This window comes from Cellulomonas sp. NPDC089187, assembly GCF_040685135.1.
Lineage (GTDB): Bacteria > Actinomycetota > Actinomycetes > Actinomycetales > Cellulomonadaceae > Cellulomonas.
This window is the reverse complement of the sequence record NZ_JBFBHI010000002.1, coordinates 211,331-225,847: the sequence shown is the minus strand read 5'-3', so window position 1 is coordinate 225,847 and position 14,517 is coordinate 211,331. Positions and strand designations below refer to the sequence as shown.

Sequence of the window (14,517 nt, the reverse complement as noted above, 5' to 3'; positions counted from 1 at the left end):
ACAGCGATGACCCAGCAGTTGCCCGCCGAGGGCTCCGTGACGATGTTCACCACCCCGTGGTGCGGCTACTGCCGCCGGCTGAAGACCCAGCTCACGAGCGCGGGGATCGAGTACACGGAGGTGGACATCGAGCAGCTGCCGGAAGCCGCCGCCTACGTCGAGCAGGTGAATGGTGGCAACCAGACGGTGCCGACCCTGCTATTCCCGGACGGTTCGGCGCTGACCAACCCGTCGCTGGTGCAGGTCAAGGCCGCCCTGGCAGGCTGATTGGCGTCGCGTCCTCATCGGGCCGGGGCGAGTCCGCGTTCTGCCAGCCAGACCAGTTGCCGGGCGATCTGGGCGTGTTCCCGGTAGAAGCCGCCGTCCACGTGGTCGCCGTAGGGGTACTCCACCGCCTGGACCGGACCGGCGTAGGCCGCGACCATCGCCCGGACCCCCGGTGCCGGACAGACAGTGTCCTCCGCCGCGATGGCGACGATCGCCGGGGCGGTGGCCCGTCGGGCGAAGTTGACGGCATCGAAGTAGTCGAGGGTGCCGTGCACCCGGTCGTAGCTGCCGGGTCGCATCCGCACGTACTCGGCGACCTCACGGTAGGGCGGGGTCGCTGCGTCGCGGACCCCCGCGCGCCAGTCACACATGAAAGGCACATCCACCAGCACCGCCCGGACCCGGGGCTCGAGCGAGGCGCAGGCCAGAGCGATCCCGCCGCCCTGGCTGGTGCCCAGCACACTGATCCGCTCCGGGTCGGCGCCGGGTAGCCCGTCGACTGCGGCGACTGCGCGCACCGCGTCCACGAACACCCGCCGGTAGTAGTACGTCTCGCGGTCATCCAGTCCGCGCGTGACAAACCCGGGGCCCCAGCTGGGTGCTTCGGGCCGGGCGGCGGGCTCATCGCCGGTGTCGGTGCCCTGCCCGCGGGTGTCGACGACCAGGTGCCCGTAGCCCGCAGCGGCCCACAGCAGGTGGGTCATCCAGGACGCGCGCCCACCCCCGTAGCCCATGAACTGGACGATGACCGGCACCGGACCCGGGGCGTGGGCCGGAACAATCCACCAGGCGGCGACCCGTTGCCCGTCGGCACCAGTGAAGCGCACATCGTGCACCCGCAGCTGGGTCAGCGGTGTATTCACCGCGGTCACGGTGAGGTCGAGCCGTTGGCGCGCCTGCTCCGCCAGTGTCCGCGCCCAGAAGGCGTCGAAGTCGGGGGGCACGGGGACAGAACTGGGACCGTGGGCAGTCTCCGGCGACACGACATCCTCCTCGAAGTTCGCGTATCGAAGCACTTCGAGACCCTAGGCTGGGCGCTCACCCCCGTCAAGGAGACCGAGGAGGCGCACAGCGCCCATGCCCGAAGTCACGATCTACGACGTCGCCCGCCTAGCCGGGGTCTCGATCTCGACCGTCTCCCTGGTGACCAACAAGCCGGACCGAGTCGCTGACAGCACCCGTCGACGTGTACTGGCGGCCATTGACGAGCTGGCGTACGTCCCGAAGGAACAGGCAGTGGCGCGCGCCCGGCGCGGGGTCGGGCAGATCGGGGTGCTGGCCCCATTCAACGCCCACCCCTCCTTCGCCACGATGCTGTCCGGGGTACTGGAGGAGGCCTCGCACCAGGCCGTCCAGGTTGCTGTCTTCGACCATCCGTCAGCCGCACGCACCGCACGCTTCCTGGAGACGCTACCCGCGTCCCGTCGCCTCGACGGGCTGATCGTGATGGCGATCCCCCTGGAACCTTCCGTGGCCACCCGCCTGCGGGACGGCTCGATGCCCGCGGTGCTGACCAATGTGGTGGAGCCGGGCTTCACCAGCATCTGCACCGATGACGAGGCCGGGGGCGAGGCGGTCGGCCGGGCACTGGCCGAGCGGGGTCACACCCGGGTGGGGTTCCTGCGCGAGCGCCAGGCCGCACCGGGATTCGACTCCCAGTCGCTGGCCCGACTGCGCGGGCTGCGGTGCGGGCTGGCCACCGTCGGCGACGGCTCCGCACCCGATGAGTTCTGCCCGGCGGTGGACGGCAGCGCGGAGAGCGCCTACGAGGTCGCCACCGCATTACTCTCCCGCCCGGATCGCCCCACGGCCGTGTTCGCGCATTGCGACCTCTACGCCGCGGCGACCCTGCGCGCGGCACGTGACCTCGCACTCGCGGTGCCGAGCGACGTGGCGGTGGTCGGGTATGACGACCTGGACTGGGCCGAGGCCATCGGGCTGACGACCGTCCGCCAGCCGCTGCGTGAGAACGGTCGGCTGGCGGCCCGCGCCGTGCTCGACCAGATCGACGGGGTGGCCGCACCCGGGGCGCGCACCACACTTCCGGTGTCCTTGGTACTGCGCGACACCCTCTGACGTCCTCACACCGGGAGCGCAGTCCCCCACGGAAGACCCATCGGGCACCTAGGCCGGCGAAGTTCCCCACTCAACTCATGGGCGAAGCCCCCTTCGGCCTCGACCCGCCGATCGCGCCCTCTCTATGGTCGAGATCGAAGTGCTTCGAGCAGAGCGTTTCGCCTCTCGACAGCCCCACTTCGACAGCAACGACGCGGAAGAGGGATCCATGAGAATCATCCGGAAGACGACTGCAGCCTGTGCCGTGCTGACGCTCGGACTCGGCCTGGCCGCCTGCGCCGACGCCGAGGAGACCGGGGGCAGTGGCTACGACGACGCCGATGCGACGCTGACCGAAGCAGCCCGGGAACGCGCCGAGGAGATCGCCGCGGACTACGACTTCACCCGGACCTCGATCACGATGCTCTCCGACCTGGGCGGTGACGAGATGGACCAGTTCCTGGCCACCTTCGCGCCCTTCGAGGAGGCCACCGGGATCACCCTGGAGTACGAGAGCACCCGTGACCTGCTCTCCGTGCTGAGCACTCGGGTGCAGGGCGGCAACCCGCCCGATCTGACCTCCAACCCCTCCATCGGCCAGATGCAGTCGCTGATGGCCTCCGGTGACCTGGTCCCGCTGGACGACATGCTGGACATGGACACCATCCGCGAGCAGTACAACGAGGGGCTGCTGGACCTCGCCTCGGATGAGGACGGACAGCTCTACGGCCTCTTCACCACCGCCGCGCTCAAGGGGTTGATCTACTACAACCCCGAGACCTACGACGGTCCCACCGAGCCCGCCACCTGGAGCGAACTCACCGACTGGACCCAGGAGCGCGCCGACTCCGGCACCACCCCCTGGTGCATCGGCCTAGAGTCGGGTGCGGCCAGCGGATGGCCCGCCACGGACTGGATCGAGCAGTTCATGCTCAGCCAGCACGGCACCGAGGTCTACGACAGCTGGATGAACGGGGAACTCGCCTGGACTTCCCCCGAGGTCACCGAGGCATTCGAGGCCTTCATCGCCGTCACCACCGACCAGATGGCCAACGGAGGGCCCACCGGTGTGGTCAGCACCAACTTCCTGACCGCAGCGGACCCGATGTATGACGACCCGGCCCGCTGCGACCTGCACCTGCAGGCGGATTGGATGGCCCGCACACTCCCGGCCCAGGTCGAGACCTCCGTGCCCGGCCAGACGCTGGACTTCTTCCAGTTCCCCGCCGCCGACGCCGCGAACGCCGGCACCGTGGAGACCGCGGGCGAGCTGTTGGGCGCGTTCAACGACGACCCTGAGGTCCAGGCGCTGGTCCGGTATGCCGCCTCTGTGGAGCGCAACGCCCTGCTCGCCGACACCGGCCTGTGGATCTCCCCGAACACCGGGGTCAGCGCGGAGGCCTACCCGACCGTCCTGTCCCAGCGCGCGGCGGAGATCTTCACCGGCGCGGAGTCGGTGCGATTCGACGCCTCGGACTACATCTCCAGCGATATCAACCAGCAGTTCTGGGCTGCCTGTCTGACCGTCGTGAAGGACCCCAGCGCGCTGACCAACGAGCTGAACACGCTCGAGCAGATGCGAACCGCTGAGTGAGACCGCCGTGGGCCCCGACCCTGTCCGGGGCCCACGGCTCTGCCCTGCGGACGTGAGGAGACCCACCCGATGACGAGCATCCTGACCCTGCTAGCAGCCGTGATCGGCATCCCGCTGATCCTGGTCGTGTACCTGCTCGGTGCCGAACGGCTGATCCGTCGGTTGCCACCGCGACGGCGACGCACCGCCCGCGCCTACACCTGGCTGGCACCGGCCGGGGTGATGGCCACACTCATGCTGATCTACCCGCTGATCGAGACCATCCGGTTGAGCCTGATGTCCAAGGACGGCTCCCGATTCGTCGGCTGGGACAACTACGTGGCCTTGTTCCAGGACAACGGCACCCTGATCGCGCTGCGCAACAACCTGCTGTGGCTGGTGTTCTTCACGGTGTTCGTCACCGTGCTCGGCCTGGTGGTCGCGGTGCTCGCCGACGGCGTCCGGGGCGAGAAGTTCGTGCGGTCGGTCGTGGTGCTGCCGACAGCGATCTCCTTTGTCGGGGCCGGTGTCATCTGGGGGCTGATGTACGAGTACCGGGCACCGGGCCAGACCCAGACCGGCACCCTGAACGCCGCCGTGACCGCGCTGTTCCCCAACGCCGATCCGATCGCCTGGCTCACCGACGAGCGCACCAACAACGCGGCGTTGATCTTCATCGGGATCTGGATGTCCACCGGCTTCGCGGCGGTGATCCTGTCCGCAGCGATCAAGGGGGTTCCCACCGAGACCATCGAAGCCGCGCAGATCGACGGGGCGAACAGTCGCAGCCTGTTCTTCCGGATTCTGCTACCGCAGATCTCCGGCTCGGTGGCAGTGGTGGTGACCCTGATGGCGATCAATGCACTGAAGGTCTTCGACGTCATCTACGTGCTGACCAACGGGAACTACAACACCCAGGTGCTGGCCACCCAGATGTACGCCAAGCTCTTCGCCGCCCAGGACCCGGCGACGGCCTCGGCGGTGGCCGTGGTACTGCTGGCGGCCACCGTCCCGCTGATCGTGTTCAACGTCCGCAACGCCCGCAAGGAGGAGCAGCGATGAGCGCCGCCCGCGAGTACAAGCGGTCCGGCTTCTGGCGGACCCTCACGCTGGCTCTGCTGGTCGTGATCTGGCTGGTTCCACTGGTGGCGGTGTTCGTCACGTCCTTCCGCACCACCCGGCAGGTGTCGTCCTCCGGCTGGTGGGAGGCGCTGATCCCGCCCTTCGCCTTCACCGGCAGCAACTACGAGCAGGTGCTGACCCGCAGCGGTCTGGCCCAGGCGTTCCTCAACTCCGCGACAATCACCATCCCAGTCGTGGTCCTCGCGGTGGTGTTCGCAGCACTGGGAGGGTACGTCTTTGCCCGGTGGCGGTTCTGGGGTCGCGACGTGGTGTTCTTTGTGATGCTGGCCCTGCTGAGTGTGCCGTTGCAGATGACCCTGGTGCCGACGCTCAAGCTCTTCGGCAGCCTGGGCATCGTCGGCACGTTTCCCGCGGTGTGGATCGCGCACCTGGGGTATGCGATGCCGTTCTCGGTGTACCTGATGCGCAACTTCTTCCGCGGGGTGCCGGAGGAACTGTTCGAGGCAGCCTCCATCGACGGCGCCTCCGAGCCGCGCAAGCTCTGGTCCCTTGGCCTGCCGCTGGCCACCCCCGCGTTGGCCGCGGTCGGGGTGTTCCAGTTCATGTGGGTGTGGAACGACCTGCTGGTCGCCCTGGTGTTCCTCGGCGGCGGTCGCTCGGTCGGCCCGCTCACCGTGACGGTGTCCAACTTGGTCGGTGCGAAGGGCGATGGCTGGGAGGTGCTGACCGCGGCGGCATTCATCCTGATGCTGGTGCCGATGATCGTGTTCTTCGCTCTGCAGAAGTACTTCGTCCGCGGGCTGCTGTCCGGCTCGGTGAAGTAGACCCGCTCAGGCCCCGCCGTCGTCCGCGTGACCGGCGGGGCCCGCGTGGGCGGCCACTACCGAGGAACTCCAGGCATCCGGCTCCGGACCGACCGGCAGTTCGCTGCCGAACCAGTCCTCGATCAGAGCCCGGGCGATGGATGTCGACGGCGGCAGGACCACCTCACCGACGGTGACCGCACGTTGCAGCTCGGCCCGGGTGAACCACCGCGCCTCAGCCAGCTCATCCCCGTCCACCGCGATCTCGCTGGTGAGCGCCTGCGCCCGGAATCCCAGCATCAGCGAGGCGGGGAACGGCCACGGTTGGCTGCCGCGGTAGTGCACCTCACCCACCACCACCGATGACTCCTCGCGCACTTCCCGCCGGATCGCGTGCTCCACCGACTCCCCCGGCTCGACGAACCCGGCCAGCGTGGAGAACCGTCGGGCTGGCCACGCCGCGGAGTTGGCCAGCAGCAACCGGTCCTGCTCGTCCACCACGGCCATGATCACCGCGGGGTCGGTACGCGGGTAGTGCTCGGTGCCGTCGGCCACACAGCGCCGGACCCACCCGGACTGCACTGTGTAGGTCACCGCACCGCAGCGCGGACAGCGCGGGTGCCGGACATGCCATTCGTAGAGCGCCACCGCCGCGGTGGCCAGACCAGCGTCCCGTGCGGAGAGCGTGGCCCCAATCTCCCGCAGTGGTGTCCAGGTGGTGCCGGCAGGCAGCACGGCGTCGGTCGGCTCGGGCACGTGATGCGCGAGGTAGGCCGGCGGGGTGCGCTCGGTGGACTCGCCCACCGCCACGCCGGGGATCTCATCCGCGTCGTCATAGCCGAGGAAGGCCCACCGCTCGGCCAGCGACCCGGTGGGGGCGCGCAGAGCCGCTTCCGCCGGGGAGAACCAGACCACTGCCGGGCGACGGCCCTCGGTCCGGGTGACCACCTGCCCGGAGCTGACCAGCAGCACCCGGGTCGCAGGCTGGTCGATCAGCCGGTCCAACAGGGTCGGGTCACAGCGGAGGTCAGCAGCACGGTCAGTCACCGTGCGCGACAGCGGAAGGTCGGAGTCGAGCACCTCGTCACCGTACGCGTCCGGACTGACAGTCGCGTCCGGTGCCAGACACGCCCGGGCACTCCGAGCGCCCCGGGCACGTGTCCCCCCTACCCTGTGGGGGTGCGTTCACCCCTTGCCCTCGCAGCCCTCGCGACCGTCGCCATCCCCGGCTTCGACGCCCGGGCGGTGCGTGCCACCGAGGCGGGCGGTGACGACGACATGGCGGTGGTGACCGACCAGAAGAACACCCGCTGGGTGGTGCGTGCACCGCGGTCCACTGCCGCCGGTGCCGCGCTGGAGGCCGAGCTGGTGCTGCTCGGCCAGCTCGCCGACGCTGTCGACCAGGGCAAGCTGCCCTTCGACGTGCCACGCACGGTGGGCACCGCGCCGCTGGACGAGGGCGGCCGGGCGGTGATGTACCGCCAGCTCAAGGGTCGACCGGTGGCGCTGGACCGCCTGCTGCCCGGACCGGGTACGGCTGCGGCACTGGGCCGGGCGATCGGCGCGCTGCACGAACTGCCCCCGGCGCTGATCGAGGAGGCCGGGCTGCCGGTCTACGACGCCGCGGGGTACCGGCAGCGTCGACTCTCCGAGGTGGACGAGGCCGCCCGCACCGGTCGGGTGCCCGCCACTCTGCTCCGGCGCTGGGAGGAGCGGCTGGAGGACATCGCGCTGTGGAAGTTCAGCCCGACGGTGGTGCACGGCGACCTGTCCGCGGAGCACGTGCTGGCCGCCGACGGGGAGATCACCGGAGTGCTCAGCTGGGGTGAGGCAAAGGTGGCCGACCCCGCCGATGATCTGGCCTGGCTGCTGGTCGCCGCCCCGCAGGACGCGGTGGACTCGATCATGGAGGCCTACCAGCTGCGCCGGACCGAGCTGACCGATCCCTACCTGACCGACCGCGCGCTGCTGGCCGGTGAGCTGGCGCTGGCTCGATGGCTGCTCTACGGCGTGCGTTCCGGTGATGACGAGGTGATCGCCGACGCGGTGTCCATGTTGGACGAGTTGGACGAGCAGACCCGTGAGCTGCCCGAGACCGGCAGCACCCCCACGGTCGAGGGCTGACGCTCAGCCCTGGGTGACGCCGAGCAGCATCCGCTCGATGTCCTCCGCGGCGAGCAACCGCTCCGGACGCACGGTCACGCCGGCGCCGACGTAGCAGAAGGCCGCACTGACCTGGTCCAAGGGCGTGCCGGTCCAGCGCGACCAGGCCAGACGGTAGACGGCCAGCTGTAGCTCACGCACCGCGGCGGACTCCGGATCGCGCGGCGGGGCACCGGTCTTCCAGTCGACCACCACCACCGCGCCGGGACGCTGCGGGTCGGGGAACACCGCGTCGATCCGCGAGCGCAGCACGTAGCCGCCGATCACGGTCTCCACATCGGCCTCCACCGCCACCGGGCGCAGGCTCGCCCACTCGGTGGCCAGGAAGTTCTCCCGCAGGGTCAGCTCGTCCGCGTCCACCGGCACCGAGTCGTCATCCGCACCGGGCAGGTCCTCCAGGTCGACCAGGGCGGTCTCACCGTAGAAGCCCTCCACCCAGGCGTGGAACCGGGTGCCGCGCCTGGCCTGCGGTGACGGGCGTTGCGGCACCGGTCGACGCAGCGAGCGGGCGAACTCCGCCGGGTCACCGGCCAGCCGGACCACTGCGGAGGCGGACAGGTGGGCGGGCAGTTCGACGTCGGCACTGGGACGGGCCTGATCGGCGCGTTCGGCCAACAGCAGCCGGACGGTGTGGTCCCAGGGCGTGGGCACGTCGTCCGTGGGCAGCTCCCTCGCGGCCTGGACCGCGGCTGCGGCGGCCTGCACCTGTTCCCGTCGTCCCCAGGCACCGAAGGGATCGGCGGGCCACAGCACAGCGGTGTCGGCGGACTCGCGCGGGTTCGCCTCATCGGCGGGCGGCAGGTCGGCCCAGTCCTCCACCCGGGCCAGACCGGCCTCCACCACCTCGGTGAGGAAGAGCGACGGCGGGCGCGGGCGGGAGGCGTCCCCCCACCAGGCACCGGTCAGTAGCAGCGCCGACCGCGCCCGGGTGAAGGCGACGTAGGCCAGTCGGCGCTCCTCGGCCACCTGGTGCTCGCCGGCGTCCCGGCGGAACTGCTTGCGGCGCTCGGCCAAGTCCTTGGCGTCGGCGGCACCGGCGTACGCGAACTCGGGCAGGTCGTGCCGGTCGCCACGCAATGGGTAGGGCAACTCGCCCAGTCCGGTCAGCCACGCGGAGTCCACCGGCCCCTCACTGCCCTGGGTCCGGGTCGCGGGTAGCCCACCGTCGATCAACCCGGCCACCGCCACCACATCCCATTCCAGGCCCTTGGCGGCGTGCACGGTCATCAGCTGCACCGCATCCGGGTCGGGCTCGGTGACCGGCATGTCCAGGCCCTGCTCGTGGGCATCCGCGGATTCCAACCAGGCCAGGAACCCACCGAGGGTCGGGTCGTCGGTGGACTCGGCGTACTGCACCGCGACATCCCGGAACGCGTCCAGGTGCGCCCGTGCCCGGCCAGGACTCATGCCTGGACGCGCGGCAACCTCCAGGTCCAGGCCCCACAGGCGCTCGGCCTGCACCACCAGCTCGGGCAGGGACAGGTAGGTCTGCCCGCGCAATGCCCGCAACACCCCGGCCAACTCGGCCAGCCGCTCCCGGCCGACCTCGCTCAGCGACCGGCCCCGGGAGCTGCGCCAGTCCGGCGGCGGCAGCTGGTCCACCGCGTCCACGATGCTGCGCTCGTCCACGACATCCGCGGCGGCGGGCAGCTCAGCCTCGGCGGCCCGGCGCTCCAAGCCGTCGGCCATCTGCGCCGACCAGTCCGCCAACGCGTGCAGATCCGCGGCACCGACCCTGAGCCGGGCCCCGGTCAGCAGCCGCATCAGCGCATCACCCCGGGATGGGTCGTGAGCGGCCTGGAGCAGGGCGACCACATCGACCACCTCCGGAGTGGCGAGCAGTCCACCGAGGCCGACCACCTCCACCGGCAGTCCGGCGGCGCGCAGGGCGGCGTGCAGCACCGGGAACTGCGCGCGCTTGCGGCACAGCACCGCTGCGCTGACTCGGCCGCTGCCGTCCGGACCCGCCGCCCGCCACCGTGCGGCGACGAACTCGGTGACCGCCCGGGCCTCGTCCTCGACGGTGGGCAGCATCCGAGCCAGCACCTCACCACGGCCTGCCCCAGGCCGAGCGCCGAGCTCCGGCAGATCGATCCGCCCCCGCTCGGCGGAACGCAGCGGTGCGGCCACCAGGTTCGCCGCAGCGAGCACCGCCGCGTCATTCCGCCAGGAGGTGCTGAGCTGATGGATGTCCGCGCGACGTCGGTCCCCGTCGGGGGCGATCACCGGGAAGGACTCCGGGAACCGCTCCAGCCCACCCGCACTGGCACCGCGCCACCCGTAGATCGACTGGTGCGGGTCGCCGACGGCGGTCACCGGGTGACCCTGGCCGAACAGCGCAGACAGCAGCACCAGCTGGGCATAGGAGGTGTCCTGGTACTCGTCCAGCAGCACCACCCGGAACCGGTCCCGCTCGGTCTGTCCCACCTCCGGCACATCCCTGGCCAGTCGCGCGGCAATCGCCACCTGGTCACCGAAGTCCAAGGCGTCCGAGGCACGTTTGCGTCGCCGGTACTCGGCCACCAGGTCCAGCACCCGGGCCCGTTCACCCAGTGCAGCGACCAGCGTGGTCAGATCGGCGTAGGGCTTGCCGGGAGTGGCCTCGATGGCCTCGATGATGCCCTCGATGCCACGCCGGGCGTCCTCGGGCTCACGCAGGTGCTCGTCCAACGCCCCGGACAGCGACAGCACCGCATCCACCACGGTCGACACTGCGGCGCGACTGTCCAGATCGGCGGTCCAGGACTCGACCACCTGGCTGGCCAGCTGCCACTGCGCGGCCTCGCCCAGCAGACGGGCGGCGGGTTCGATCCCGAGCCGCAGACCGTGATCGCCGACCAGCCCGGCAGCGTAGGCGTTGTACGTGGAGACAGTCGGACGGGCGATCGTGGCCAGCGCAGTGTCCTCCGCGCCGGACAACCCCGGCAGCGCCAGCCCCTCGGCCGCCGCGGCCCGGGCCAGGTGCCGCAAGCGACGCCGCACCCGCTCGGCCAACTCTCCGGCGGCCTTGCGGGTGAAGGTCAGACCCAGCACCTGTTCCGGTGCCACCAGGCCGTTGGCGATCAGCCAGACCACCCGGGCAGACATCGTCTCGGTCTTGCCGGACCCCGCCCCCGCCACCACCAGCGCCGGACGTAGTGGGGATTCGATCACCGCCACCTGCTCATCCGTGGGCGGGTCACGGCGCAGCAGCGCGGCGATGTCCCGGGCGGACAGCGGAGACGTGGCGGGCTGCGCGCTCACTGGACCACCGTCCCGCCCTCATCACGGACCGGGCAGGAGCGGCGGACCGGGCATCGGTCGCACATGCCGTTGACCGTGGCGTGGAAGGCCGAGCCGGCCATCGACTCCGCCACCTGCTCGATGTGCTCGCGCGCCCAGGAGGTCGACGGCTCAGGCCCGAGCGAATCCTGAGGTCGGATCGCCGCCTTCTTCTGCACATCGGAGACGAAGACCAGCTGCGCCCCCACCGCCCGCGCGCCCTCCGGCAGACCGTCGACCCGACCGGCGTCCACCGCCAACTGGTACGCGCCGAGCTGCGGATTGGTCGCGGTGTCTTGCGCGCTGGGCAGGGTCCGACCGGTCTTGAGGTCGACCACCCGCACCTCACCGTCGTCGCCGGCCCGCTCTACCCGGTCGATGCTGCCGCGGACCAGGGCACGATCCAGCGGCAGCTCGAAGCTCGCCTCCACCGCCAGCGGCTCGCCCGCCTGGGCGAAGTACCCGGCGAGGCGCTCGATCATCCCCTCCGCGCGACGGCGTTCCAGCGTGGCGGGCCAGCCCTCGCCCAGCCCCAGCTCCGGCCAGCGACGGTCCAGTTCCTCGGCGAGTTCGGCCCGACTGCCCCGGGGGAACCGCTGCGCGATGGCGTGCACCAGGGTGCCCAGGGTCTGCCGGGAGGAATTGGGCGCGGTACCACCGGCCGTCTCCAGCGCCCAGCGCAACGCACAGGTGCCCGCCGTCTCGATCCGGGAGGGCGACACCGGCACCCGCTCCCCCGCGGGCCACAGGGGTTCGGTGGTCGAGGGTTCGACCAGACCGTGCCACTCGGTCGGATCCGCACCCGCCACCCCGGCGTCGGCCAGTCGGGCGAGCACCCGAGCAGCGGCGGGGTCCGGGGCACCGAGCCGGGCAGTGTGTTCCAGCCGGGCGCGCAATGACCCCACCAACCCGCGCAGGTCCAAGGGCGCGGGTGCACCGACCTTACGGGGGTCCTCGTCCTCTTCTTGCGGCTCGATCAGATCGAGGAAGGGCGAGGGCTGCTCCTCCGCATCGGATACCGCAGTGACCAGCAGCAGCGACCGCGCCCGGGAGATCGCCACGTAGAACGAGCGCAACTCGTCAGCCAGCACCGCGGCACGGGCGGCGGCACCGTGATCCGCCCCGTGGTCGTCCACCCGACCGGACAGCACCTCCACCAGGGTCTGAGCGCCGAGCAGCGAGTCGCGCAGCCGCAGGTCCGGCCACACCCCCTCCTGCACCCCGGCCACCGCGACCAGTTCCCACTCCCGACCGGCCGCACCGGCAGGGGTCAGCACGCTCACCGCGTCCCGACGGGCCCGGGCGGCGATGGTGTCCGCGGGCAGTTCCTGGGATTCCACCCATTCCAGGAAGGCCGCCGGGCGGGCGGTGGGCATCCGGTCGACGTAGGTCTCGGCGGCACGGAACAGCGCCAGCACCGCATCCAGATCCCGGTCCGCCCGAGCGCCGCCGGGTCCACCGGACAGCGCCACACGCCGCCAGGGTTCACTCAGCTCCGCCGCGTCCCAGATCGCCCACAACACGGTCTGCGGATCGGCACCGGGCGCACGCGCCGCCTCCCGGCCACGGGCCAGCACGGCGGCCAACCGCTCCACCGGGCGGCGGGAGACCGCGGGCAGGCCGGTGGAGCGTAGGGGGTCGCCAAGCACCTCCACCAGCAGCTCATCCGAGGTCCGACCTCGCCGCTCATCACCGGCCCCGGCGATCTCCTCCGCGCGCAGCGCTCGGCGCACCCGGCGCAGGCCCACCGCATCCAGACCACCCAGCGGGGAACAGCACAGCCGGGCCGCCAGCTCCGGGTCGAGGTCCTGACCGCCGAGCTCCGCGCCCAGCGCCACCCGCAACGCATCCAACAGCGGACGGACCGCGGGCTCGTCCTTCAGCGGCACATCGCTGCTGACCACCGCCACCGGCACCGACGCCGACCCCAGTGCCCGCCGCAGCGCCGTGACCTGTGCGCCGGAACGGGCGATCACGGCCATCTCCTCCCAGGGCACACCACGTTCCAGATGCGCCGAGCGCAGGGTGTGTGCCAGGTAAGCCGCCTCCTGCGCCACGCTGGGCAACACCGCGGCCCGGACGGTGCGCGGGTCCGGCACTCGTTGCTCGGGACCGCTGGTGGTGAGGGCCGGTCGCCGCACCGTCGGGTCCACCACGGCTCGCCGATGGGCCGCACCGCCGACCACCGCGATCCGCTCCGCCACCCGGGCTGTCACCGCCCGCAGCGCATCGTCGTGCCGGCGCACGCGCTCCAACACCAGACGGGCCGCACCGAACTCCCCGGGTCCGTCCCCGACTGCATCTGCCCGCCCGACCAACCCCGGCGTCGCGCCACGGAAGGTCTGCACCGCCGCATCCGGATCGGCCACCAGCAGCAGCCGCGCACCGTCATCGGCCAGCACCCTCAGCAGGCGCGCGGTCGCCTCGGTGGCCTCCTGGTAGTCGTCGACCACCACCAGCTTCCAGGTCGGACGCGGACGACCGGGCAGCTCCTCCTCCCAGTGCCGCAGGGTCTGTGCCGCCTCCTCGATCACCACCGCGGGGTCGAAGCGCGCCCCGGTGTCAGGTGTCCCGGCCCGCAACCCGGTGACGTCCAGGTACTCCTGGTAGAGCACGGCGGCGGCCACCCAGCCCGGGCGGTCGTGGGTGCGGCCCAGGCGCGCCAGGTCCACCGGTTCGAGTCCGCGCTCGGCTGCACGCATCAGCAGGTCACGCAGCTCACCACGGAAGGAGCGCAGCCCGAGCGTCTCCGGCGGCACCCCGGGCGGCCAGATGAGCTCCACCCCCTCCCCCGCCAGATGCCCGGCCAGCAGCTCGGCCAGCGCGAGATCCTGCTCCGGCCCGGAGATCAGCGCCGGGGGCGGGTCGCCCTGGAGCACCGCCCGCTGGCGCAGCACCGCGAAGGCCGCCGACGCGGCGGTGCGCACCATCGCCTGGCCCGTGGTGCGTCGGACTCGCGAGCCGATCCGGTCTCGCAGGTCCGCCGCCGCCCGCCGTCCGGCCGCGAGCACCAGCACGTCATCCGCACGCAGCCCCTGCGCCCAACCCTCCTGCGTGGTCAGAGCGGCGGCCACCGCCTCCACCACCAGCTCCGTCTTGCCCGACCCGGCCGCACCGGTGGCCAACACCGCCCGCTCCGGGCCCGTGAGCAGTCGGTCGAGCACCGCGCGCTGATCCGCGCCCAGTGCCACCCGCGGGGCCACATCGGCCAGCGCGGGGCGCACCAGTCGGGGAGCGGACAGCGTATGCACGCACCGATCCCATCACATGGGACCGACAGTGAAATCCCTCGGTGCCACCCGGTGACCGCTG

At 71.5% G+C, this 14,517-nt stretch carries 10 protein-coding genes; 6 read left to right on the top strand and 4 right to left on the bottom strand.

Annotated elements, in window-relative coordinates:
* Positions 1–6 precede the first annotated feature (6 nt).
* Positions 7–267, top strand: a complete 261-nt coding sequence (locus AB0N78_RS05315; RefSeq protein WP_363388209.1) for a mycoredoxin — start codon at positions 7–9, stop codon at positions 265–267.
* 14 nt (positions 268–281) lie between these two features.
* Here the strand turns inward: AB0N78_RS05315 and AB0N78_RS05310 are convergent, their stop codons facing one another.
* The gene (locus AB0N78_RS05310) at positions 282–1,211 is read right to left on the bottom strand and encodes an acetylxylan esterase (protein ID WP_363386651.1); all 930 of its coding nucleotides are present in this window, start codon (positions 1,209–1,211) and stop codon (positions 282–284) included.
* Between the two features lie 133 nt (positions 1,212–1,344).
* On the opposite strand from AB0N78_RS05310, the gene AB0N78_RS05305 reads away from it, so the two are divergent.
* The 4 genes from AB0N78_RS05305 (at position 1,345) to AB0N78_RS05290 (ending at position 5,802) form a co-directional block, all read left to right on the top strand.
* Positions 1,345–2,343: a LacI family DNA-binding transcriptional regulator gene (locus AB0N78_RS05305; RefSeq protein ID WP_363386648.1), complete on the top strand. Its 999-nt coding sequence runs from the start codon at positions 1,345–1,347 to the stop codon at positions 2,341–2,343.
* Positions 2,344–2,551: 208 nt separating this feature from the next.
* A complete protein-coding gene (locus tag AB0N78_RS05300; protein WP_363386646.1) occupies positions 2,552–3,916 on the top strand; it encodes an extracellular solute-binding protein in 1,365 nt (454 codons plus the stop codon).
* A gap of 69 nt (positions 3,917–3,985) precedes the next feature.
* A complete protein-coding gene (locus tag AB0N78_RS05295) occupies positions 3,986–4,957 on the top strand; it encodes a sugar ABC transporter permease (RefSeq protein WP_363386643.1) in 972 nt (323 codons plus the stop codon).
* A complete protein-coding gene (locus tag AB0N78_RS05290; RefSeq protein ID WP_363386640.1) occupies positions 4,954–5,802 on the top strand; it encodes a carbohydrate ABC transporter permease in 849 nt (282 codons plus the stop codon). Before AB0N78_RS05295 ends, AB0N78_RS05290 begins: the two co-directional genes overlap by 4 nt.
* Before the next feature lie 6 nt (positions 5,803–5,808).
* Here AB0N78_RS05290 and nudC read toward each other — a convergent pair whose 3' ends face one another.
* Positions 5,809–6,861 (bottom strand): NAD(+) diphosphatase, encoded by a 1,053-nt coding sequence (gene nudC / locus AB0N78_RS05285; RefSeq protein ID WP_363386637.1) that lies wholly within the window; start codon positions 6,859–6,861, stop codon positions 5,809–5,811.
* 99 nt (positions 6,862–6,960) lie between these two features.
* Here nudC and AB0N78_RS05280 point away from each other — a divergent pair, with 99 nt between their 5' ends.
* Positions 6,961–7,905, top strand: a complete 945-nt coding sequence (locus AB0N78_RS05280) for a phosphotransferase (protein ID WP_363386635.1) — start codon at positions 6,961–6,963, stop codon at positions 7,903–7,905.
* Between the two features lie 3 nt (positions 7,906–7,908).
* On the opposite strand, the gene AB0N78_RS05275 is transcribed toward AB0N78_RS05280, so the two are convergent.
* Positions 7,909–11,187 (bottom strand): ATP-dependent DNA helicase, encoded by a 3,279-nt coding sequence (locus tag AB0N78_RS05275; RefSeq protein ID WP_363386633.1) that lies wholly within the window; start codon positions 11,185–11,187, stop codon positions 7,909–7,911.
* The gene (locus tag AB0N78_RS05270) at positions 11,184–14,456 is read right to left on the bottom strand and encodes an ATP-dependent DNA helicase (protein ID WP_363386631.1); all 3,273 of its coding nucleotides are present in this window, start codon (positions 14,454–14,456) and stop codon (positions 11,184–11,186) included. Before AB0N78_RS05270 ends, AB0N78_RS05275 begins: the two co-directional genes overlap by 4 nt.
* Positions 14,457–14,517: the final 61 nt, after the last annotated feature.

Coding starts and splice junctions, on each gene's coding strand:
- AB0N78_RS05290 (WP_363386640.1), top strand. CDS start 4,954: ATGAGCGCCGCCCGCGAGTACAAGCGGTCCGGCTTCTGGCGGACCCTC.
- AB0N78_RS05295 (WP_363386643.1), top strand. CDS start 3,986: ATGACGAGCATCCTGACCCTGCTAGCAGCCGTGATCGGCATCCCGCTG.
- AB0N78_RS05300 (WP_363386646.1), top strand. CDS start 2,552: ATGAGAATCATCCGGAAGACGACTGCAGCCTGTGCCGTGCTGACGCTC.
- AB0N78_RS05305 (WP_363386648.1), top strand. CDS start 1,345: ATGCCCGAAGTCACGATCTACGACGTCGCCCGCCTAGCCGGGGTCTCG.
- AB0N78_RS05315 (WP_363388209.1), top strand. CDS start 7: ATGACCCAGCAGTTGCCCGCCGAGGGCTCCGTGACGATGTTCACCACC.